General features: G+C 39.9%; 23 protein-coding genes and 1 tRNA gene. 19 read left to right on the forward strand and 5 right to left on the reverse strand.

Going from position 1 to position 20,961, the window contains the following annotated elements:
• The first annotated feature begins 11 nt into the window (after window positions 1-11).
• The 14 genes from queC (at window position 12) to BM102_RS02480 (ending at window position 11,760) form a co-directional block, all read left to right on the forward strand.
• A complete protein-coding gene (gene queC / locus BM102_RS02415; RefSeq protein ID WP_044934837.1) occupies window positions 12-698 on the forward strand; it encodes a 7-cyano-7-deazaguanine synthase QueC in 687 nt (228 codons plus the stop codon).
• 14 nt (window positions 699-712) lie between these two features.
• Entirely contained in the window at window positions 713-1,207 is a 495-nt protein-coding gene (gene queF / locus BM102_RS02420) for a preQ(1) synthase (protein WP_044934834.1), read from the forward strand.
• Between the two features lie 63 nt (window positions 1,208-1,270).
• Window positions 1,271-1,990: a 5'/3'-nucleotidase SurE gene (gene surE / locus BM102_RS02425; RefSeq protein ID WP_090478621.1), complete on the forward strand. Its 720-nt coding sequence runs from the start codon at window positions 1,271-1,273 to the stop codon at window positions 1,988-1,990.
• Between the two features lie 41 nt (window positions 1,991-2,031).
• Complete coding sequence (locus BM102_RS02430; protein WP_044934828.1) at window positions 2,032-2,409, forward strand: Asp23/Gls24 family envelope stress response protein; 378 nt, start codon at window positions 2,032-2,034, stop codon at window positions 2,407-2,409.
• A gap of 107 nt (window positions 2,410-2,516) precedes the next feature.
• On the forward strand, window positions 2,517-2,939 hold the full coding sequence (gene nusB, locus BM102_RS02435; RefSeq protein WP_090478623.1) for a transcription antitermination factor NusB: 423 nt from the start codon (window positions 2,517-2,519) through the stop codon (window positions 2,937-2,939).
• Window positions 2,939-4,147 (forward strand): exodeoxyribonuclease VII large subunit, encoded by a 1,209-nt coding sequence (gene xseA / locus BM102_RS02440; protein ID WP_090478626.1) that lies wholly within the window; start codon window positions 2,939-2,941, stop codon window positions 4,145-4,147. Before nusB ends, xseA begins: the two co-directional genes overlap by 1 nt.
• Window positions 4,148-4,155: 8 nt before the next feature.
• Window positions 4,156-4,386 carry an exodeoxyribonuclease VII small subunit gene (gene xseB / locus BM102_RS02445; RefSeq protein WP_090478628.1) on the forward strand — a complete coding sequence of 77 codons (231 nt, stop codon included), beginning with the start codon at window positions 4,156-4,158 and terminating at the stop codon, window positions 4,384-4,386.
• A gap of 1 nt (window position 4,387) precedes the next feature.
• On the forward strand, window positions 4,388-5,281 hold the full coding sequence (locus BM102_RS02450) for a polyprenyl synthetase family protein (RefSeq protein ID WP_090478632.1): 894 nt from the start codon (window positions 4,388-4,390) through the stop codon (window positions 5,279-5,281).
• A gap of 8 nt (window positions 5,282-5,289) precedes the next feature.
• On the forward strand, window positions 5,290-7,149 hold the full coding sequence (dxs, locus tag BM102_RS02455; protein WP_090478633.1) for a 1-deoxy-D-xylulose-5-phosphate synthase: 1,860 nt from the start codon (window positions 5,290-5,292) through the stop codon (window positions 7,147-7,149).
• A gap of 1 nt (window position 7,150) precedes the next feature.
• Entirely contained in the window at window positions 7,151-7,948 is a 798-nt protein-coding gene (locus BM102_RS02460; protein WP_033154266.1) for a TlyA family RNA methyltransferase, read from the forward strand.
• Window positions 7,948-8,793, forward strand: a complete 846-nt coding sequence (locus BM102_RS02465) for an NAD(+)/NADH kinase (RefSeq protein ID WP_090478636.1) — start codon at window positions 7,948-7,950, stop codon at window positions 8,791-8,793. The genes BM102_RS02460 and BM102_RS02465 overlap by 1 nt, the downstream gene beginning before the upstream one ends.
• Window positions 8,794-9,246 carry an arginine repressor gene (argR, locus tag BM102_RS02470; RefSeq protein ID WP_044934804.1) on the forward strand — a complete coding sequence of 151 codons (453 nt, stop codon included), beginning with the start codon at window positions 8,794-8,796 and terminating at the stop codon, window positions 9,244-9,246. It begins immediately after the preceding gene.
• A gap of 57 nt (window positions 9,247-9,303) precedes the next feature.
• The gene (gene recN / locus BM102_RS02475; protein ID WP_090478639.1) at window positions 9,304-10,983 is read left to right on the forward strand and encodes a DNA repair protein RecN; all 1,680 of its coding nucleotides are present in this window, start codon (window positions 9,304-9,306) and stop codon (window positions 10,981-10,983) included.
• Between the two features lie 141 nt (window positions 10,984-11,124).
• Complete coding sequence (locus tag BM102_RS02480; RefSeq protein WP_143085453.1) at window positions 11,125-11,760, forward strand: DUF5688 family protein; 636 nt, start codon at window positions 11,125-11,127, stop codon at window positions 11,758-11,760.
• On the opposite strand, the gene BM102_RS02485 is transcribed toward BM102_RS02480, so the two are convergent.
• The 5 genes from BM102_RS02485 to BM102_RS02505 form a co-directional block, all read right to left on the reverse strand.
• Complete coding sequence (locus BM102_RS02485) at window positions 11,757-12,824, reverse strand: ABC transporter substrate-binding protein (protein WP_090478641.1); 1,068 nt, start codon at window positions 12,822-12,824, stop codon at window positions 11,757-11,759. The two genes, BM102_RS02480 and BM102_RS02485, sit on opposite strands and share 4 nt — an antisense overlap.
• Window positions 12,821-13,609, reverse strand: coding sequence for an ABC transporter permease (locus BM102_RS02490; protein WP_044934793.1), 789 nt, complete (start codon window positions 13,607-13,609; stop codon window positions 12,821-12,823). Before BM102_RS02490 ends, BM102_RS02485 begins: the two co-directional genes overlap by 4 nt.
• Complete coding sequence (locus tag BM102_RS02495; protein ID WP_044934788.1) at window positions 13,606-14,433, reverse strand: ABC transporter permease; 828 nt, start codon at window positions 14,431-14,433, stop codon at window positions 13,606-13,608. Before BM102_RS02495 ends, BM102_RS02490 begins: the two co-directional genes overlap by 4 nt.
• A complete protein-coding gene (locus BM102_RS02500; protein WP_090393849.1) occupies window positions 14,426-15,493 on the reverse strand; it encodes an ABC transporter ATP-binding protein in 1,068 nt (355 codons plus the stop codon). Before BM102_RS02500 ends, BM102_RS02495 begins: the two co-directional genes overlap by 8 nt.
• A 63-nt stretch (window positions 15,494-15,556) precedes the next feature.
• A tRNA-Thr gene (locus BM102_RS02505) sits at window positions 15,557-15,629 on the reverse strand.
• 158 nt (window positions 15,630-15,787) lie between these two features.
• Here BM102_RS02505 and BM102_RS02510 point away from each other — a divergent pair.
• From BM102_RS02510 to BM102_RS02530, 5 genes are all read left to right on the forward strand, one after another.
• Window positions 15,788-16,153: a hypothetical protein gene (locus BM102_RS02510; RefSeq protein WP_090393850.1), complete on the forward strand. Its 366-nt coding sequence runs from the start codon at window positions 15,788-15,790 to the stop codon at window positions 16,151-16,153.
• Window positions 16,128-16,775 (forward strand): epoxyqueuosine reductase QueH, encoded by a 648-nt coding sequence (locus BM102_RS02515; protein WP_044934782.1) that lies wholly within the window; start codon window positions 16,128-16,130, stop codon window positions 16,773-16,775. Before BM102_RS02510 ends, BM102_RS02515 begins: the two co-directional genes overlap by 26 nt.
• 2 nt (window positions 16,776-16,777) lie before the next feature.
• Window positions 16,778-18,178: an argininosuccinate lyase gene (gene argH / locus BM102_RS02520; protein WP_044934780.1), complete on the forward strand. Its 1,401-nt coding sequence runs from the start codon at window positions 16,778-16,780 to the stop codon at window positions 18,176-18,178.
• Between the two features lie 127 nt (window positions 18,179-18,305).
• Window positions 18,306-19,391 carry an aspartate-semialdehyde dehydrogenase gene (gene asd, locus BM102_RS02525; RefSeq protein ID WP_044934777.1) on the forward strand — a complete coding sequence of 362 codons (1,086 nt, stop codon included), beginning with the start codon at window positions 18,306-18,308 and terminating at the stop codon, window positions 19,389-19,391.
• 176 nt (window positions 19,392-19,567) lie between these two features.
• A complete protein-coding gene (locus tag BM102_RS02530; RefSeq protein ID WP_090478644.1) occupies window positions 19,568-20,926 on the forward strand; it encodes an ATP-binding protein in 1,359 nt (452 codons plus the stop codon).
• The last annotated feature ends 35 nt before the right edge of the window (window positions 20,927-20,961 follow it).

A 20,961-nucleotide genomic window follows, 5' to 3' on the forward strand; every position in this document is an offset into this window, starting at 1 on the left:
GGAGAATTGAAATGAAAGCTTTAGTACTTGTTAGCGGAGGCTTGGACAGCACAACTTGTCTTGCCTTGGCAGTAAAAGAATATGGACATGAAAACGTGGTGGGACTTTCTATTTTCTATGGTCAGCGTCACGATAAAGAAATTAAGGCTGCAGATGCAGTTTGTGAATACTACAAAGTGGAGCATATCACACTTGATTTATCTACAATGTTCCAGTTTAGTGATTGCACATTGCTTCAGCATTCTGATGGTGAGATTCCTGAGGAGTCATATGACAAACAGCTTGAAAAGACGAATGGTAAGCCAGTAAGCACTTATGTGCCTTTTAGAAATGGATTATTCCTTTCTAGCGCAGCAGCAATTGCACTTTCTAAGGGATGCTCAAAAATCTATTATGGTGCTCATGCTGATGATGCTGCTGGTAACGCATATCCGGATTGCTCTAGCGATTTCAACAATGCAATGAACACAGCCATCTACGAAGGAAGTGGAAAGCAGCTTACAATCGAGGCTCCATTTATCAATAAGAATAAGGCCGGTGTTGTAAAGCTTGGTATGGAGCTTGGCGTTCCTTATGAGCTTACATGGTCATGCTACGAAGGCCACGATAAGGCATGCGGCAAGTGCGGTACATGTATCGACAGAATTGCAGCATTTGAATTAAACGGAATCAAAGATCCAATCGAGTATGAGAATTAATTAGGAGGTCTACTATGACAGATAGCAGAAAAGAAGAAGGAACACTTACACTTTTAGGAAATAAAAACAACGTTTACCCAGACAACTACGCACCAGAGATGCTTCAGACATTCCTTAACAAGCATCCTGAGAACGATTATTTTGTAAAGTTCAACTGTCCAGAGTTTACATCACTTTGCCCAATCACTGGCCAGCCAGATTTTGCAAACATCATCATCTCTTATGTGCCAGGTGAAAAGATGGTAGAGAGTAAGTCATTAAAGCTTTACTTATTCAGCTTCAGAAACCACGGTGATTTCCATGAGGATTGCGTAAACATCATCATGAAGGATTTAATCAAGCTTATGGATCCTAAGTACATCGAAGTTTGGGGCAAGTTCACTCCAAGAGGAGGAATCTCTATCGACCCATATTGCAACTACGGTAAGCCAGGAACTAAGTGGGAAAAGGTTGCAGAGGACAGACTTTTCAATCACGATATGTATCCAGAAAAAGTAGATAACAGATAATAAATATGATAAATTTAAAGGCAGACAGATAGTCTGTCTTTATTTTATTTCTGGGAGATTTTTATGAGAATACTAATTACAAATGATGACGGTATAAATTCAGATGGAATTATTCGTTTGGCCAGAGCAGCTAAGGAGTTTGGTGAGGTTTGGGTGGTTGCACCTGAAAGCCAAAGAAGTGCAGCAAGCCACAGTATTTCCCTTCATAATTCCATTGATGTTTACCCATGTGAGGAATTTCCTGTAGAGGGTGTTTTTGCATATTCTTGCAGTGGCACACCTGGAGACTGCGTTCGAGTTGGCGGCTTAAGCGTTATGCCTGAGCGTCCGGATGTAGTACTTTCAGGAATTAATTATGGATACAATTGCGCTTCGGATATTCAGTATTCAGCTACCTGCGGAGCAGCCTTTGAGGGAGCATTCCAAGGGTATCACGCAATAGCCCTTTCGGAAGGGGCTTGTGATTGTCATCAGGTAACTGACAAATATATAAAGCAGGTTTTAAAGAAGCTTTTGGCGGAACCACTTGCACCTGGAATGATTCATAATGTCAACTTCCCAGGATGTGAATTATCGGATTGCCAAGGCATATTATATGAAAGAAAAGTTTCCCGAGGAATGTTTTATAAAGATAGCTACGATGTGGTGGAAAACCTTGATGATGGCGGCGTCAGATACATGGTAAATGGCTGCTATACACCGGTTGCAGAGGAGGGCACAGACTTTGATGCAATCCTTAATAACTATGTGTCTGTCGGGGTTGTAAATAATGTAGGTTATTGATATAATTACGATAGTTTTTCTATGATTTTTAGGAGGCAGATATGGCAGAGAACAAGAATTTTGTTATAAATATTAATGGCGATGGCGGTGTAAACATCTCTGAAGAGGTTGTTGGAATTATCGCTGGCCTTGGTGCAGTTGAGGTTGATGGTGTTGAGTCACTTGCAGGCAACCTTACATCTGAAACTATTTCAAAGGCTGGTCAGGGAAAGCTTGCAAAGGCTATCAGAGTAGTAGATAGCGAGCCAGGCAAAATCTCAGTACACATGGCTATCAATATGAAGTATGGCTACGAAATCCCAAAGGTTTCAGGCATGGTTCAGGAAAAGGTTAAATCAGCAGTTGAGACTATGACAGGTCTTGAAGTTACAGCTGTAGATATCCGCATCGCAACTGTTAGCGTAGCAGGAAACAATTAATCAGGATTTATTTATTTTTTATGCATATTAATGTATAATTATGGGGTGCTATCTCGAGTAGCACCCTATATTAGTCTAAACTATTAGATTTTCAGGAGTTTTTATTTATGAATAGACATGAAATTAGAAAAGAAGTATTTAAGGCTGTATTTATGAATGAGTTTCATGATGCAGAGGATATGGATAGCGTAATCAGCACATTCCTTGGCGGCCGTGACAATGCAGAGGCAGAGGATCTTGCTAAGAACAACAAGACAGCTGAGGATGAAGAGTATATCAAGACAAAGGCTGAGGATATCATTGCTAAGCTTCCAGAAATCGACGAGCTTATTAACAAGTCTGTTGATGGTTGGAAGACTACACGTATGGCAAAGGTTGATTTAACACTTATCAGACTTGCTTTATACGAAATCAAATTCGAAAACCTTCCTGTTGGTGTTGCTATCAATGAGGCAGTTTCACTTGCTGATGAATTCGGCACAGATTCTTCTGCTGGATTCGTTAATGGAGCACTTGCTAAATTAGTATAATGAATAAAAATGTATATAGTGTATCTCAGATAAATACATATATTGAGCGTATGTTTTCTGATGATTTTATGCTTGGAAACCTTTCCTTATCAGGGGAGGTTTCTAATTGCAAGTACAATCATACAGGGCACATATATTTTACTTTGAAGGATGATAAATCATCTATTTCTTGTGTAATGTTTGCTGGCAAGCGAGCAAAAGGGTTGAAGTTCAACATGAAGGACGGAGACCAGATTGTGGTCACTGGATATGTTGGAATCTATGCGGCTGCCGGCAGATATCAAGTGTATGCAAACGAGATAGAGCTGGCTGGTGTGGGCGATTTATATCAGCGTTTTGAGGCGTTAAAGCAGGAGCTTGAAGAAAGCGGTATGTTTGATGCAATGTACAAAAAGCCACTTCCAAGCCACGCTATGAGAATCGGTATCATCACAGCTCCTACAGGAGCGGCTGTTCACGATATCATCCGAGTATCTAAGACACGAAATCCTTTTGTAGAATTGATTCTTTATCCAGCTCAGGTTCAGGGTGAGGGGGCAGTGCCTTCCATCATTTCCGGAATCAATTGCCTGGATGAGTTAAATCTGGATGTTATCATCCTAGGTCGTGGTGGTGGTTCCATCGAAGACCTTTGGGCTTTCAACGAGGAGCCGGTAGCACGAGCTATTTTCAAGGCCAACACACCAATCATATCTGCCGTTGGCCACGAAACAGATTTCACAATTGCAGATTTTGTTGCAGATAAAAGAGCAGCTACACCTTCTCAAGCAGCAGAGCTGGCTAATTTTGTTTACGAGGATTTTGCCAGAACAGTAGAGCGATATTCCGATAGGCTCAACAGCACATTGGATTACAAGCTTTCATCAATCACTTCTCAGCTTGAGAACTACAAACTACGATTACAATCTCTCAGACCAGAGAACAAAATAAAAGCAAATCAGGACAAGCTGAATCATCTCTACGACAGACTCAACAGCTTGATGAACGCCAAAATAGAGCGCTACGAAAGTCGTTTGATTGCAGCTTCAGGCCGTTTAGATGGCCTTTCACCAGCCAAGCGATTGGCTTCTGGTTTCGGTTATGTTACGGGTCCTGATGGAAAAAAGGTTGATAGCGTATCAAATCTTTCCGTTGGAGATAGCCTTAGTATCAGAGTAAAGGATGGTATGCTGGAGAGCCAAATCACCAGCATTTCAAAGGATAAATAGGAGCACGTATGGCAGAAAAAGAAACAAAAGAGACAATAATCGAAGAAAGCTTTCAGGCTCTCGATGAGATAATCACAAAGATGGAATCATCAGATGTCACTTTGGATGAATCCTTTGCTTTGTACAAAAGCGGAATGGAAGAGCTTCAAAAAGCTAATTCAAAAATAGAACAGACTAAAAAAGCTGTCATGGCAATCAGTAAAGATGGCGGCTTTGAGGTGTTTGAAGGGGTTGAGTAAAATGGACATTAAAAACGAACTTAGCGTAAGAGCAGAGTCTGCACAGGATGTTGTTTGCAGATTTTTGCCGGATGTAGAGGGATTACTGGGCATCATATTTGATGCAATGGAATACGGGGTTACAGCAGGCGGTAAACGCCTTCGTCCAATCCTTATGAACGAGACATTTCAGCTTTTCGGTGGCACTGGCGATGTGATTGAGCCATTTATGGCTGCCATCGAAATGATTCACACATATTCGTTGATTCACGACGATTTACCAGCAATGGACAATGACGCACTTCGCCGTGGCAAGCCTACTGTGCATGTAGCATACGGTGAGGCAATGGGCGTACTTGCAGGAGATGCTCTTTTGAACTACGCCTTCGAGACTGCATTAAATGCTTACGATGCAGATGTTGATGTGGTTCGCGTCACAGAGGCAATGCGCATTCTAGCCAGAAAAGCCGGAGTATTTGGCATGATTGGTGGCCAGGTTGTAGATGTGGAGGCTGAAAAGAAGCAGCTAGACATGACAGAGGACAGGCTTCATTTCATCTACGAGCTAAAGACTGGTGCGTTGATTGAAGCATCTATGATGATAGGTGCGGTTTTGGCTGGCGCCAGTGAAGAACAGGTTTCTCTTGTTGAGAGCGTGGCAGGCAAAATCGGCATGGCCTTCCAGATTCAGGATGATATCCTTGATATCGAAGGAGATGAAGCAAAGCTTGGCAAGCCAATTGGCTCAGACGAGAAAAACGAAAAATGTACCTACGTTACATTTGCAGGTATAGAAAAATCCAAGGAAGAGGTAAAGCGTCTTACAGACGAGGCAGTTGAAGAACTTAATAGCTTAGATAATCACAACGAGTTTTTAAATGAGCTACTTAAATACCTTGTCTACAGAGACAATTAAAATAGATTATGGTTCTTGAAAAAATAAAGCAACCTAATGATATAAAGAATTTAACAGAGGAAGAAGTTTTAGCTCTTCCTGCAGAAATACGAAGCTTTCTTATTGAGCATCTATCAAAGACTGGTGGTCATTTGGCTTCCAATCTTGGAACTGTTGAGCTTACAATTGCTCTTCATATGCTTCTTGATTTTCCAAAGGACAAGCTTGTTTGGGACGTAGGTCATCAGGCATACACTCACAAGATTCTTACTGGTAGAGCAAATGAATTTGATCATCTTCGTCAGTACGATGGAATCAGTGGCTTCCCTAAAAGAGTAGAAAGTCCTTGCGACAGTTTTGATACAGGTCACAGTTCTACATCTTTGTCTGCAGCTTTAGGCTATTGCATGGCAAGGGATTTAGCGGGAGATGACTATAAGGTTTGCGCAGTTATCGGTGATGGAGCTCTTACAGGTGGCCTTGCTTACGAGGCATTGAACAATGCTTCTCGTTTAAAGAAGTCTAATTTCCTTATCGTACTTAATGATAATGAAATGTCCATCTCTAAAAACGTAGGTGGCATGTCTACCAATCTTGAGCGTCTTCGTACCAGCTCAAAATACGTTGGCTTGAAAAACAACGTGTTATCATCTTTGGAAAGCTGGCCTAATGGTGAGCGCATTATTAGAAAGATTCGTAGCACTAAAAATGGTATTAAGTCTCTTATGGTTCCTAATATGGTTTTTGAGGATTTAGGAATTATGTATCTTGGCCCGGTTGATGGCCACGATATTAAAGCCATGATGGAGACATTCAATATGGCCATGGGTATCAATGGACCTGTGCTTGTTCACGTCATTACTAAAAAGGGTAATGGTTACGAGCCAGCAGAGCGTCATCCATCCAGATTCCACGGTACAGATATATTTGAAATCGAGACAGGACTTCCAATGCGCAATCCAAACCCTGGATACACAGATGTTTTCTCAACTGTAATGCGTAAGATGGGAGATCGCAACCCAGAAGTTGTTGCTATTACAGCAGCTATGGCAGAGGGGGCTGGATTAAAGCGTTTCAGAAATATGTTCCCAGACAGATTCTTCGATGTTGGAATCGCTGAGGAGCATGCAGTTACATTTGCTGCCGGATTGGCACTGGGCGGTCGCATTCCTGTTTTTGCCGTATATTCATCATTCTTACAGCGTGCATACGACCAAATCCTTGAGGATGTTTGCTTACAAAATCTTCATGTGATTTTTGCAATTGATAGAGCAGGTCTTGTTGGCGCAGATGGAAGCACACATCAGGGTATATTCGATGTTTCATTCCTTACATCTATGCCAAACATGACAGTGATGGCTCCAAAGAATAAATGGGAGCTTTCAGATATGATGAAATTTGCAGTGGCTTATGATGGCCCAATCGCCATCAGATACCCTAGAGGCGAGGCATACTGCGGATTAAAGGAGCATAGAGCTGAAATCGTCCTTGGCAAATCCGAGGAGATAAAGGCTGGGTCAAAGGTAATGCTATTTGCTCTTGGTTCCATGGTAAAGAAGGCTGAGGAAGTGGAAGAGCTCCTTAAGGCTCATGGAATTGATGCAGGTATCTGCAACGCTAGATTTGCAAAGCCGCTTGATCAGGCATATCTGGATAAAATCAAAAATGAATACGATTTAATCGTTACATTAGAGGAAAATGTTATTACCGGAGGATTTGGCCAGCAGGTTCAGGCTTATCTTGATGACAAAGGCTATAATGGTCAGGTCCTTAAAATAGCAGTTCCAGATGAGTTTGTTAGACATGGAAGTGTTACACTTCTGTTTAAAGAGCTTGGCATGGATGCAGAGTCCATTACACAGCGTATATTAGAAAAATTAGGAAAGTAATATGAAAGAAAGACTTGATATAGTATTAGTAGATAGAGGGTTTGCTCCTTCTCGTGAAAAAGCCAAGACCATGATTATGGAAGGCAATGTTTTCGTTAAAGGAAACAGAGAGGACAAAGCAGGCACTAAAATAGATGTAGATGCAGATATCGAAATCCACGGACAGCAGCTGAAATACGTTAGCCGTGGTGGTCTTAAGCTTGAAAAGGCTATGACTCACTTTGATATTTCCTTAGATGGAAAGGTATGCATGGATATCGGCGCATCTACTGGTGGTTTTACTGATTGTATGCTTCAGAATGGAGCTACAAAGGTATTTTCTGTAGACGTTGGATACGGACAGTTTGCTTGGAAGCTTCGTCAGGATCCTAGAGTTGTCTGCATGGAAAAGACAAACATCAGATATGTCACTGTAGAGGACATCGGCGAGCAGCTTGATTTCGCTTCAGTTGATGTATCATTTATCAGTCTTACAAAGGTACTTGGTCCAGCAAAGGCACTTCTTAAGGATGATGCTGAAATGGTTTGTCTTATTAAGCCACAGTTTGAAGCTGGACGTGAAAAGGTTGGAAAGAAGGGCGTTGTCCGTGATCCAGCTGTTCACGAAGAAGTTATTAATACAATTATTGATTTTGTAAAAGAAATTGGTTTTTATGTTCTCCATTTGGAATATTCCCCAATTAAAGGACCAGAAGGAAACATAGAATACCTCATTCATATATCAACACAGGAAAAACAGGGGGATGCTATTGATGTTGCTGCAACAGTAGCAGCTGCACATGGTAGCTTAGACAAATAATGAAGAATTTCTTAATTGTTGCAAGATCTTTTAGTGATTTACATGAAAAATATATTAACATTATTCGTGATTATATTTCGGCACATGGTGGAATGTGCATTCTCGATTTAGACACTTGCCCGGATAGCTCTGAAACACAGGTAACAGTTGATGACAATATTGAGTGCATCATTACTGTTGGTGGTGATGGAACTGTTGTTAGGGTTGCTCAGAATGTTACAAATCGCAAGGTGCCTATCGTTGGTCTTAATTGCGGTCACCTGGGCTATCTTTGCGATATGACAGTTGATAATGTTGAGCACTGCTTAGATCAATTACTTAGCGACAATTATAAGATAGATGAGAGAATGATGCTTGAAGGAGATTGTTCTAGCGATGCAGACAATTGTTTTAGAGCTCTTAATGATATTGTAGTTGCATCTGATGCTGCTGGGCTTTTTGTTTTAAACCTGACAGTCAAGGTCAACGGAATTCAGTTGTATTCCCACAATTGTGATGGTCTTATTGTTTCCACACCTACAGGTTCAACTGCTTACAATCTTTCTGCTAACGGTCCTATTGTTAGTCCTCATGCAGATTGTATTGTTTTGACTCCTATTAACCCTCATACACTTAATTCCCGTAGCATTATTTTGGCCTCAAATGATGAGGTTGAAGTTAGTATAGAGGCTCGTCACGAAGAGGACGATCCAAAAGCAAACATTATTTACGATGGAACACTTAGACAAATCCTCAAAAAGGGTGAAGTTTTAAAAATCCATCGTTCAAAGATTACATCCAACATGGTTATGTTAGAAAACGTCAATTTCTTGGAACGTATTCGAGCTAGGATGCAGGAGATTTAAATGAAGATTGAAAGACAGGCAAAGATACTAGAGTTAATAGTAAAAAATGAAATAGGAACTCAGGAGGAGCTTACAGCTCGCCTTGAGGAAGCTGGATTTAACGCCACACAGGCTACAGTTTCCAGAGATATACGCGAAATGAAGCTGACAAAGGTTGCTGATGCAGCTGGCAAGCTTCGTTACGTAGCATACAAAACTACCGAGGACGATATGAATGAGAAGTACATTCGTATTTTCTTGGATGGTTTTGTTTCAATGGACAACGCCCAGAATATTTTAGTTGTCAAGACTGTTTCAGGTATGGCTATGGCTGTTGCGGCTGCCTTAGACCATATGGATTTTGCAGAAATAGTTGGCTCAATTGCCGGTGATGATACTATTATGTGCGCTGTCAGAAGCATTGATGATACTGTCGTTTTAATGGGGAAACTAAAACGAATCATCGAGAAATAAAAGGTTGGTGCAAGGATCCTTTTACACAGAAACGCGGGCATAGAAAAGGAGAATTAAATGCTAGCTAGTTTGCACGTTAAAAACTTAGCCCTTATTGATGAAGAGGAGATTATTTTTTCTAAGGGGCTTAATATCTTATCGGGAGAAACCGGAGCAGGTAAATCTATCATTTTGGGAGCACTTCATTTAAGTCTTGGAGACAAGGCATCAAAGGATTTCCTTCGTGATGCTGATTCTGAGGCATTTGTGGAAGCTGTGTACCTTATCAATGATGAAAGCACAAAGGAAGCTCTGAGAGAAATGGGCGTGGAGCCATACGATGATGAGGTGATTATGTCTAGAAGAATCACTGAATCTCGCGCCGTTGGAAAGATTAATGGTGAACAGGTTCCAGCTGCAAAGATGAAAGAAGTTGGGGCGTTGTTACTCGATATCTACGGACAGAAGGAACATCAGTCACTTCTTAACACAAAGCGCCATATGGAGCTTTTAGATGAATTTGCTAAAAATGAAATTGGCGATTTAAAAGATAAAATCGCTGAATCTTACAAGAATTATAAAGCACTTACTGCGGAGCTTGAGGAAGCAAAGCAGAGTGATGTTTCAAAGGAAAGAGAAATTGTTCTTTTGGAGCATGAGATAAATGAAATCGAATCTGCTAATTTAAAAATTGGTGAGGATGAAGAGCTTGAGGATGAGTATAAGCGTCTTTCAAACTTTAGCCGCACTATGGAATATTTTGGCAGAGCTCATGAAGCTATGGCAGGAGATGGCGGTGTATCAGATGCTATTAGTTCTGCAATATCGGATATACGATATATAGAAGGAATTGATGATAGAGCATCAGAATTTCTTTCAATGCTCAATGATGCAGATAGCATTATTTCGGATTTCAACAGAGAGCTTTCAAGCTACATGTCTGATGCATCCTTTGATGCTGGCAGATTCAACGAGGTGGAGCTTCGTCTCAATGAAATCAACAGACTCAAAGACAAATACGGTACTACAATCGAGGCTGTATTAGAGGAGCTTGCTGCTCGTCAGGAAAAGAAAGCGAAGTTTGAATCCTTTGATGAATACCTGGCAGAATTAAAGCACAAGGTTGATGTTGCTACAAAGGAGCTTGATGACCTTTGTCAGAAGCTTTCTGATATCCGCAGAAAGAGCGCAGCAGAGCTTTCTAAAAAGATGCAGGAAGCCATGAGCGATTTAAACTTCCTCAATTCCGAATTCGAAATGCATCTTAAAAAGCTTGATCACTACACAGCTGATGGTTTTGATAGTGGTGAGTTTATGATTTGCACAAACCCAGGTGAGCCACTTCGTCCACTTAAGGATATTGCTTCAGGCGGTGAAATGAGCCGTATCATGCTTGCAATCAAGACTGTTCTTGCTTCAGGCGGCGGAATCGATACTCTTATTTTCGATGAGATTGATGCGGGTATTTCAGGTAGAACAGCCCAGGCTGTTTCTGAGAAGCTTTCTACTGTAGCAGACAAGCATCAGGTTATTTGTATCACTCATTTGCCACAGATTGCCGCAATGGCAGATACGCATTTCCTCATTGAAAAGAACGTCGAGCAGGGCCATACCATTTCCGGTATTAAAAAGCTCTATGACAACGACACTATCGAAGAGCTTGCTAGAATGCTTGGTGGTAGCGCTATTACAGAGGCTGTGCTTACAAACGCCAGGGAAATGAAAGAGTTGGCAAACAGCTATAAAAATAAAGCTTGATTTTAAAAATGAATCTTGATATATTAGTATCCGCATGGAAACATGCGGATCATTTTTTCTTTATATAAATCCCAATACTTTTTATATCATTTAATTATGATTACTGAAAAAATTAATATTGATCGAATTGATTTTGCCCTTATGTTTAAGGACATTGAGGAGGCTAAAACTCGTATTATATATAAGCTCATGAACAAGGAAAAAAATCAGGAGCTTTTAGAAACTGTACCGCATGTGGAATATTTGGACTTGGCTATTGTGTTTTATTATTTATTCCCAAGTGACAATGAGGAGCAGTTTAAGGGGTTCATGCTAAATAATGAGCATATGCTTATGCTTGGACTTAGCGTTACTGATTTGATGAACAATGCAAGTATTAATACTCAGCGTATTTTAGGGCTTAAATATCAGGGTATTTTTTCGACCATTGCAGAAATTACTGGAGCAGAAGATATGTATGATGCTGCCGCAATAGAGGATGGATTTATTCCACTCCAGGTGTTATCTAATCGCTTGGGGACATATGGTGCATCTGCAATTTTATATAAGGATGTGATTAAGGATATTGCTGAAAAGATGAATTCAAATATATTCATCATACCTTGTTCAGTCCATGAGGTTTTGATTTATAGAGAAATGAAAAACTGCCAGATAGGAATCGATGACCTAAAGGAAATGATTTCGATGGTTAATCAAAATGAAGTTCCTGAAGGAGATATTCTATCTGACAGTTTGTATTATTATTCTTTAGAGAACAACGCTATTTGCATAATCTAATATGCCTTAAGCTTTTTCCAAAGAGTAGTAGTGTAGTCTAATGTTTCGTCATCGTAGGCGTTGTATAAATCACAGCGAGCGAGAGTTTCCTTAGTAGGGAATACTGTTTCATCTGCAAGTGTTTCAGCGTCTTCGTTGGCGGCTACTGTGAGATTTGGGGTAGCATACCAAACATATTCAAAGTTTTCAGTGGCTGCCTCTTCCTCACACATGAAATCAATCCATTTCATTGCTGCATCATAGTGCTTGCAGGTACGTGGAACAAACCATGAATCAATCCAAAGGTTGCCACCTTCTTTTGGAACAGTATAAGCAAGCTTGTCATTGTATTCCATACCCATAGCAGCTTCACCAGAGTAGCATACAGCCATTGCAGCATCTTCTGAAACCATACATTCGTATGTCTCATCCATTAGATAAGCGTAAACATATTGCTTTTCTTTGCAAAGCATATCGAATGCTTCGTCAAGCTCAGCCTTGCTAGTGGTGTTGATGTTGTACTGAAGAAGCTTAAGTGGAACCATAAATGCATCACGTTGTGAGTTAATCATAACGATTTGGTTTTTGTATGCTGGGTCCCAAAGACAATTCCAACTGCTAACTGTTTCTTCATCAACCTTTTCAGTGTTGTAAAGAATACCTACCGTACCATAGAAGTAAGGGACAGTGTATTTGTGAGTTGGGTCGAAAGCTTCTGATGCTTCGACGATGGTTGGGTCAATGTTTTCGTAGTATTGAAGAGAGTTGTAATCGATTGGGATAAGCTCGCCTTCTTTACGAAGTGTTTCGATCATGTAATCGGAAGTGCAGATTACATCGTAATTGATTGATCCGGCCTTGTATTTAGCGTACATATCCTCAACTGATTCGTACTCTTCGTATTTAACAGTGATTCCTGTTTCCTTCTGGAAACGCTTCAAAACATCAGCCTCAATGTATTTACCGTAATTTAAAACAACTAATGTGTCATCGCTGGCTGCATCATTGCCACAAGCTGTAAATGAAAAGCAACTTGTAAAAGTGAGACACAGGAGGCTACAGATAATAATAAGCTTTTTCTTCATCGTTTAGCTGATACCTCCTTTTTAGAACCTTTAAAGTTTGTTGCTATAAGCATAATGAATGCCAAAAGGAAGAGGAGAGTTGAAAGGGCGTAAAGCTCTGGCTGAATACCTTTTCTAAGCTCTGTGTAAAGCATAGTTGAAAGGGTGTTGACTCCGGCTCCCTTTGTGAAGTATGTGATTGTGAAATCATCAAGTGACATTGTAAATGCCATCAAAAATCCTGAAAGCACTCCAGGGAAGATTTCTGGCCAAATTACTTTACAAAATGCATACCAAGGTGTGGCTCCTAAGTCCATAGCTGCTTCGTAGCAGGCATCAGACATAGATTGAAGCTTTGGCAAAACGTTGAAAATAACGTATGGAACTGAAAATGCTATATGAGCAAGTACAACTGAAAACTCTCCAAGTGATGAGAATCGTGTAAACAGAAGCATAAGTGAAATACCTGTAACGATATCTGCATTTAAAAGAGGTATGTTGGTAGCTCCAAGCATAATAGCTGCATGACGCTTTTTCATTCGGTTGATACCGATGGCTGCTGATGTACCAAGGACAGTAGCAAGGATGCTGGAAGAAAGTGTGATTCTAAGTGTAGTAAACAAAGCATCCATGATAGTGTCGTTGGAAGGAAGATTAAGGTACCATTGAATGGTAAATCCTCCCCATACTGTTCGCGACATAGAATTATTAAATGATAAAACTATGAGAACAAGTATTGGTGCATATAAGAATAAAAATATTAATGCTAAGTATAGAGTAGAGGCGCCTTTTTTGATTTTTTTCATAGAAGCATACCTCCATTCTCGGAATCATCAAGCTTGTTCATGATGCTCATTGAAGCAAGGACGAATAGCATAAGGATGATTGATAATCCTGATCCTAAGTTCCAGTTTCTAGCTAGAGTGAATTCCTGCTCAATAACATTTCCGATTAATAATACCTTTCCTCCACCAAGTAAGTTGGAAACAACGAAAGATGAGAGGGCAGGTACGAATACCATAATGATTCCAGATATAATTCCGTCTCGTGAGAGAGGGACTGTGATTTTGATAAATGTGTTTAACCAGTTTGAACCAAGGTCGGCAGCTGCTTCGATTACATCGTCACTGATTTTTGAAAGTGAGTTGTAAATTGGCAAAATCATGTATGGCAAGAAATCATATACCATACCAAGGATAACTGCGGCCTTTGTATAAAGGATGTGGACTGTTGGAAGCCCAAGTGCTGTAAGTATGCTGTTTAGAATTCCGTTGTTTGAAAGGATGTTTTGCCATGCAAGAATACGAAGCATGAAATTCATCCACATTGGAAGAATAAACAAAAATACGATGAATCCTTTATTAGTGATTTTCAGGTTGTGAAGTATCAAAGCTACTGGATATGCCATAATGAGACAAATCACGGTAGTGATAAACGCAACCTGAATAGACAGACCAAGTGACTTTAAGTGGACTGGATCTGCTATAGCAGTAAGGTTATGAATAGTTAAGCCTCCATCGCCATTTGTGATGGCATAGCCAAGGATGTAAAACAAAGGAAGGATGGTGCAAATCAACACCCATATTGCATAAGGCATGGCGAGAAAGCTAGTGCGTAGCTTATTAATCATCCTCCTTAAGTACCTCCTCATCCTCAGACTCAGGCTTGTTCATGATTTGAATGTTGAATGGAATAACATTTAATGAAACATGCTGGCCAACTTCAAAGTATTTTGTAGTGTGAACTAACCATTCGTACTGGCCACACTGTACATCTAATTCGTAGTGAACGCCCTTGAAGAGACAATCTGTGATGACGCCATCCATGAATCCTTCGCCTGGCTTGCCAAGCTCAACATCCTCTGGACGGATTACAACATCGACAGGCTTCATTGTTCCGAATCCCTTATCAACGCAAGGAACCTGGACTCCAAGGAATGAAACAAGCTCATCCTTGATCATGATTCCTTCTATAATATTACTTTCTCCGATGAAGTCGGCAACGAATGCGTTTTCTGGCTCGTTGTAGATATCTTCTGGAGTACCAATCTGCTGGATGTAGCCCTGGTTCATAACAACAATTGTATCTGACATTGTAAGGGCTTCTTCCTGGTCGTGTGTTACATATATGAATGTGATACCAAGCTCCTGTTTAATCTTCATAAGCTCATATTGCATGCTTTGACGGAGTTTTAAATCGAGAGCACCAAGTGGCTCATCTAATAGAAGAACCTTTGGTTCGTTAACGATAGCTCGTGCAATGGCAATACGTTGTTGCTGACCACCAGAAAGAGAATCAATTGAACGATTTTCAAATCCATCAAGGTTAACAAGCTTTAATGCATACTTGATTTTGTCGTCGATATATTCTTTTGATTTCTTTTGGATTTTCAATCCGAAGGCAATGTTTTCCTCAATAGTCATATGAGGGAAGAGTGCGTACTTCTGGAAAACCGTGTTGATTGGACGAAGGTTTGCTGGAAGTGCAGTGATATCATTACCATTTAAATAGATTTTGCCTGAATCAGGCTTTTCAAAACCACCTAATAGACGAAGAGTGGTTGTTTTACCGCAGCCAGATGGACCTAAAAGAGTAACGAAAGAGTTCTCTTTAACATAGAGGTCTAGCTCATCAAGAACCAGCTGCTTACCGTAGCTTTTTGATACGTGATCGAATTGAATAAATTCCAATTAATCATCCTCCTTATACATTCATAACATTTACTTTACCCATAGTAGTGTAGGTAAAATAAAAGCTCCGAATCAGACTCGAACTGACGACCCCCTCATTACGAGTGAGGTGCTCTACCAACTGAGCTATCGGAGCTTATGAAAAAAGCCTATATAGCCTTAATCCATGCGAGATTAAGTGTAATATAACGGTTGGAAAAAATCAATTAAAAACTCAATTAAAATGTTGAGAAAATCAATATGTTTTATTATAATGACACATGTACCAAAATTTATTATTAGTGGGGATTTAAAATGGAAACTAAAAAGAAAAATTTACCTGCATTTAACATTAAGGAGTTCTTCTCAAAAGAAAATCTTCCTTTAATTACACTTATAGCCCTTGGAATATTCGCAATTGTTGCTATTGTAGTTTCAATCGTTGCTTTCAAAATCAACGTGGTAGTAGCTTGCGTGATGGTTATTTTGGAGGCTGCTCTTGCTGCTTGCCTCAATAAAATTCCTATTTGGATTCATGGACTTGTCATCATTGCTCAGATTGTCTGCGGCATCATGGCATCTCAGGTACCTTTCATGATCCTTATGGCATGTGTTTATATATTTGCAATTGTTTTTTTATATATTTGGTCAAGTTATGATTCGTCAAAATTATCAAAATAAGCTAGATAAATTAATAGAGAACTTAGAAAAAGAAGGCCAAGTGCCTTCTTTATTGTTACATAGCTGTTGTGGGCCTTGTAGTAGCTACTGCATTGAGTATCTTTCACAGTATTTCAATGTTACTGTCTTTTACTACAACCCAAACATTTATCCAGATGAAGAGTATTATCATCGTGTAAAGGAGCAACAGCGTTTTATCAACGAGTTTCCTACTAAGCATCCAGTTGCTTTTATTGAGGGTGATTACGACAAGGATAGCTTCTACGAAATCGCCAAAGGCCTTGAAAATGAGCCGGAAAAAGGTGCTAGATGCCACAAGTGTTATGATCTTCGTTTGAGACGTACTGCGATGGTTGCAAAAGAAAAAGGCTTTGACTTTTTCACAACAACGCTTACAATATCACCAATGAAAGATTCCCAGGTGCTTAATGAAATCGGTATGAAAATCGCCGAAGAGCTTGAGATACCTTGGCTTCCAAGTGATTTTAAAAAGAGGGAAGGGTATAAGCGAAGCACTGAGCTTTCAAAGGAATACGACATGTATAGGCAGGATTACTGCGGATGTGTCTATTCTTATAGAGACAGACAGTTACAGAAACAACAGGCAAGTATGGAGGATTAGTTATGGCGCAGTTATGGGGTGGAAGATTCACCAAGGCTACAGATCAAATTGTTTACGATTTCAATGCTTCTATCAATTTTGATAAAAAGCTTTTCGAGCAGGATGTAAGAGGCAGTAGAGCTCATGTTACTATGTTGGCATCTGTTGGAGTTATCACAGATGATGAGAAAAATCAGATTCTTGCTGGTCTTGATGGAATCGAAGCTGATGTTAAGTCTGGTGCACTTCAGATAACATCTGAGTATGAGGACGTACACAGTTTTGTTGAAGCAAATCTGATCGATAGAATCGGAGATGCTGGAAAGAAGCTCCATACTGGACGTTCCAGAAATGACCAGGTTGCTCTCGATATGAAGCTCTACACGAGAGAGCAGGTCAACTCTACAGCAAAAGCTTTGGAACACCTGTTAAATACAATTCTTGGCATCATGGAAGAAAACATCGACACCATCATGCCAGGCTTCACACATCTTCAAAAGGCTCAGCCAATTACAGTAGCCCATCATATGGGAGCCTACTTCGAGATGTTTAAAAGAGATGTTATGCGCTTAGCTTTCATCAACTCATCAATGTACACTTGTCCATTGGGCTCTGGCGCCTTGGCTGGCACCACATATCCTCTTGATAGAGATATGACTGCAAAGCTCCTTGGTTTTGAAATACCTACACTTAATTCGATGGACGGTGTTTCTGATAGAGATTATCTTATCGAGTTCTTATCAGCACTATGTACTATCCAGATGCATCTTTCTCGTTTTTCAGAGGAAATCATTATCTGGAATAGTAATGAATATCGATTCATCGAGATCGATGATGCCTTCTCTACAGGAAGCTCTATCATGCCTCAGAAGAAGAATCCTGATATTGCTGAGCTTGTACGTGGAAAGACAGGCCGTGTTTATGGCGCTTTGATGTCTCTTCTTACTACAATGAAGGGCATACCTCTTGCTTACAACAAGGACATGCAGGAGGACAAGGAAATGTCCTTCGACGCTATGAAGACAGTTCAGGATTGCATAATACTTTTCGATGGTATGCTTTCTACAATCAAGTTCAATAAGGATGTGATGGCGAAGAGCGCTAGAAACGGCTTTACAAATGCCACAGATGCGGCAGATTACCTTGTAAATAAGGGCGTGCCTTTCAGAGATGCCCACGGCATAATCGGTCAAATCGTTTTGGCTTGCATCGATAAGGGAATTGCCATTGATGATATGTCTTTAGAGGAGCTTAGAAGCTATTCTGAAGCCTTCGATGAAGATATTTTCGATGCGATTTCTATGGAGACTTGCGTAAACAAGCGCCTTACAGTTGGTGCTCCAGGTCATGATGTTATGCTAGATGAAATCCAGTTATGCAAGGATTTTATGAAGAATATTCCAGAACATTTTAGTTTTGAGTAATAATTATGCAAGGAGTTGTTAAATTTGTTTAATTTCTCCTTGCATTTATTATATAGTTTGATTATAATCTAGTCTAATGACGGACATTTGTCCGCGACACAAATACAAAAGTAAGGAGAAGTTTGAAATGAGCGAGAAATTAAGAGTCGGAATTCTTGGTGGTACTGGTATGGTTGGTCAGAGATTTATTTCTCTACTTGAGAATCATCCATGGTTCGAGGTTACAACTATTGCAGCTTCACCACGTTCTGCGGGACAGCGTTATGAGGATGCAGTAGGTGGCAGATGGAAGATGGATACTCCAATGCCTGCAGCTGTAAAGGACATCATTGTAAAGAACGTTAATGAGGTTGAAGAAGTAGCTAAAGAAGTAGACTTCGTATTCTCTGCAGTTGATATGTCTAAGGATGAAATCAAGGCAATTGAAGAAGCTTACGCTAAAACTGAGACTCCAGTAGTTTCAAACAACTCAGCACATAGATGGACTCCAGATGTACCTATGGTTGTTCCAGAAATCAATCCTCAGCACATGGATGTTATCAAGTATCAGAAGGAAAGACTTGGTACAACTAGAGGATTCGTTGCAGTTAAGCCTAACTGCTCAATTCAGTCATATGCTCCAGTTCTTACAGCTTGGAAGGAATTCGAGCCATATGAGGTAGTTGTTACAACATATCAGGCTATTTCTGGTGCAGGTAAGACTTTCAAGGATTGGCCAGAGATGGAGCACAACATCATCCCATTTATCTCAGGAGAGGAAGAGAAGTCTGAGAAGGAGCCACTTAGAATTTGGGGCGAAATCAAGGACGGTGTTATCGTTCCAGCTGACGATGTAAAGATTACTAGCCAGTGTATCCGTGTTCCAGTTCTTAACGGACATACAGCAGCTGTATTTGTTAAGTTCAAGAAACAGCCTACAAAGCAGCAGCTTATCGATGCAATTAACAACTTCTCTGGTGTGCCACAGGAGCTTAAGCTTCCATCAGCACCAAAGCAGTTCATCCGTTACATGGAAGAGGACAACAGACCTCAGGTAGCACTTGATGTAGATTACGAAAATGGTATGGGCATCAATGTTGGTCGTCTTCGTGAGGATAGCATCTATGATTGGAAGTTCGTTGGATTGTCACACAATACAGTACGTGGTGCTGCAGGTGGTGCAGTTCTTTGTGCAGAGCTTCTTAAGGCACAGGGATATATCACAGCTAAATAGTATAAAATCTGATTTTAAGGCAGGCACAGTTGTTAGTGCTTGCCTTTTTTATTGGATATAAATATATTTTATAAATTAAATTCAAATAAAATACTTTTTTAGTGTAGTCTGCTAAAGTGAATTGTGTTATTATAGTACTCGTACTTAGTGAATTGACGTTTTATTGGGAGAATAACATGACACGAAGCAACGAACTTAAGAAGCTAGAAACTATTTACCAAGAGAATAAAAGCAACCTTGTGCTTTTATATGGCAGACGTGGCTGCGGGTGTGAGTCCGTTTTAGATGAATTCACAACTGGCAAAGATTATTTATATTACCGTAGCCGTCAATGCTCAGATAACAAGCAGCTAAAGTATCTTAATGATCAGATGGCATCTGCGTACGATAAAAAGATGGAATCTGAATCTTTTGACGAGTGTTTCAAGAATTTCAAATCTAAAGATGGCTCTAAGCTTGTGTTTATTATTGATGAAGCTCAGTTTGCTATCAAGAAGAATAACGATTTGCTTTCAAGCCTTGTTTCTTTAAAGAATAGAAAGCTTTATCCAGGCAAGATTATGATCATTATCGCTAGTTCTTCAATTGTATGGTCTGAAAATACTTTTGCAGAATTCGCTGGAAATTCCATTAATGAAATTGATGAGACTATCAAGCTTGAGAATCATTCATTCCTTGATATTGTCAGAGCTTTTCCAAATTACACTGTTGCCCAGTGCGTTAGCACATACGGTATCATCGGTGGTGTTTCTGATTACCTTGACAGATGGAATGGTAAAAAGAGCATTAAGGCAAATGTCTGTGAAAATATATTATCTCCAACAGGATTTCTTTACTCGGAGGCTGAGGGATATATTTCTTCAGAGCTTAGAGAATTATCTTGCTACAACACAATTTTAGGTTCTATTGCAGCTGGCAATGAAAAGCTTAATGATTTGTTTGAGGATACAGGATATTCAAGAGCAAAGATTTCTGTATATATGAAAAACTTGGCAGCATTTGATGTTATAGATAAGGTTGTTTCCTTTGAGACAGGCGGATGGGATAACACTAAAAAGGGTATTTATAGAATTGTTGAGCCTTACACAAATTTCTGGTTCACATTTGTATATCCTCATTTATCAGAGTTGATTTCACACACACCGGAAGCTTTCTATGACAAGTTTATTGCTCCATATTTAGATGAATACTTACAGAATTACTTCGTGGATGTATGTAGAGAATATTTACATCTTTTAAATATGGTAGGGCAGCTGCCAATCAAGCTAGTAAAAATTGGTACATGGCTTGGTAAAGAAGGAACAATTGATGTAATCGGTCAAAGTACTAACAGAGAAAATGTGGTTGGTATTTGCAACTGGACTGAGAAGACTATGGGATACGATACATACGAAAAGCTTCTCGATTCTATGAAGCAAGCTCGTATCACTGCAAACACCATATTCCTTTTCTCAGCAACTAAGTTTGACAACAAATTAGTTGAGCTTTCAAAAGAAAATAAATCTGTTGTGTTGGTGGACATGACGGAGCTATAAAGTTATAATATTTAGAGCCCCTTGCCTTTGGCTAG

The organism is Pseudobutyrivibrio sp. JW11, from assembly GCF_900115355.1.
GTDB lineage: Bacteria > Bacillota > Clostridia > Lachnospirales > Lachnospiraceae > Pseudobutyrivibrio > Pseudobutyrivibrio ruminis.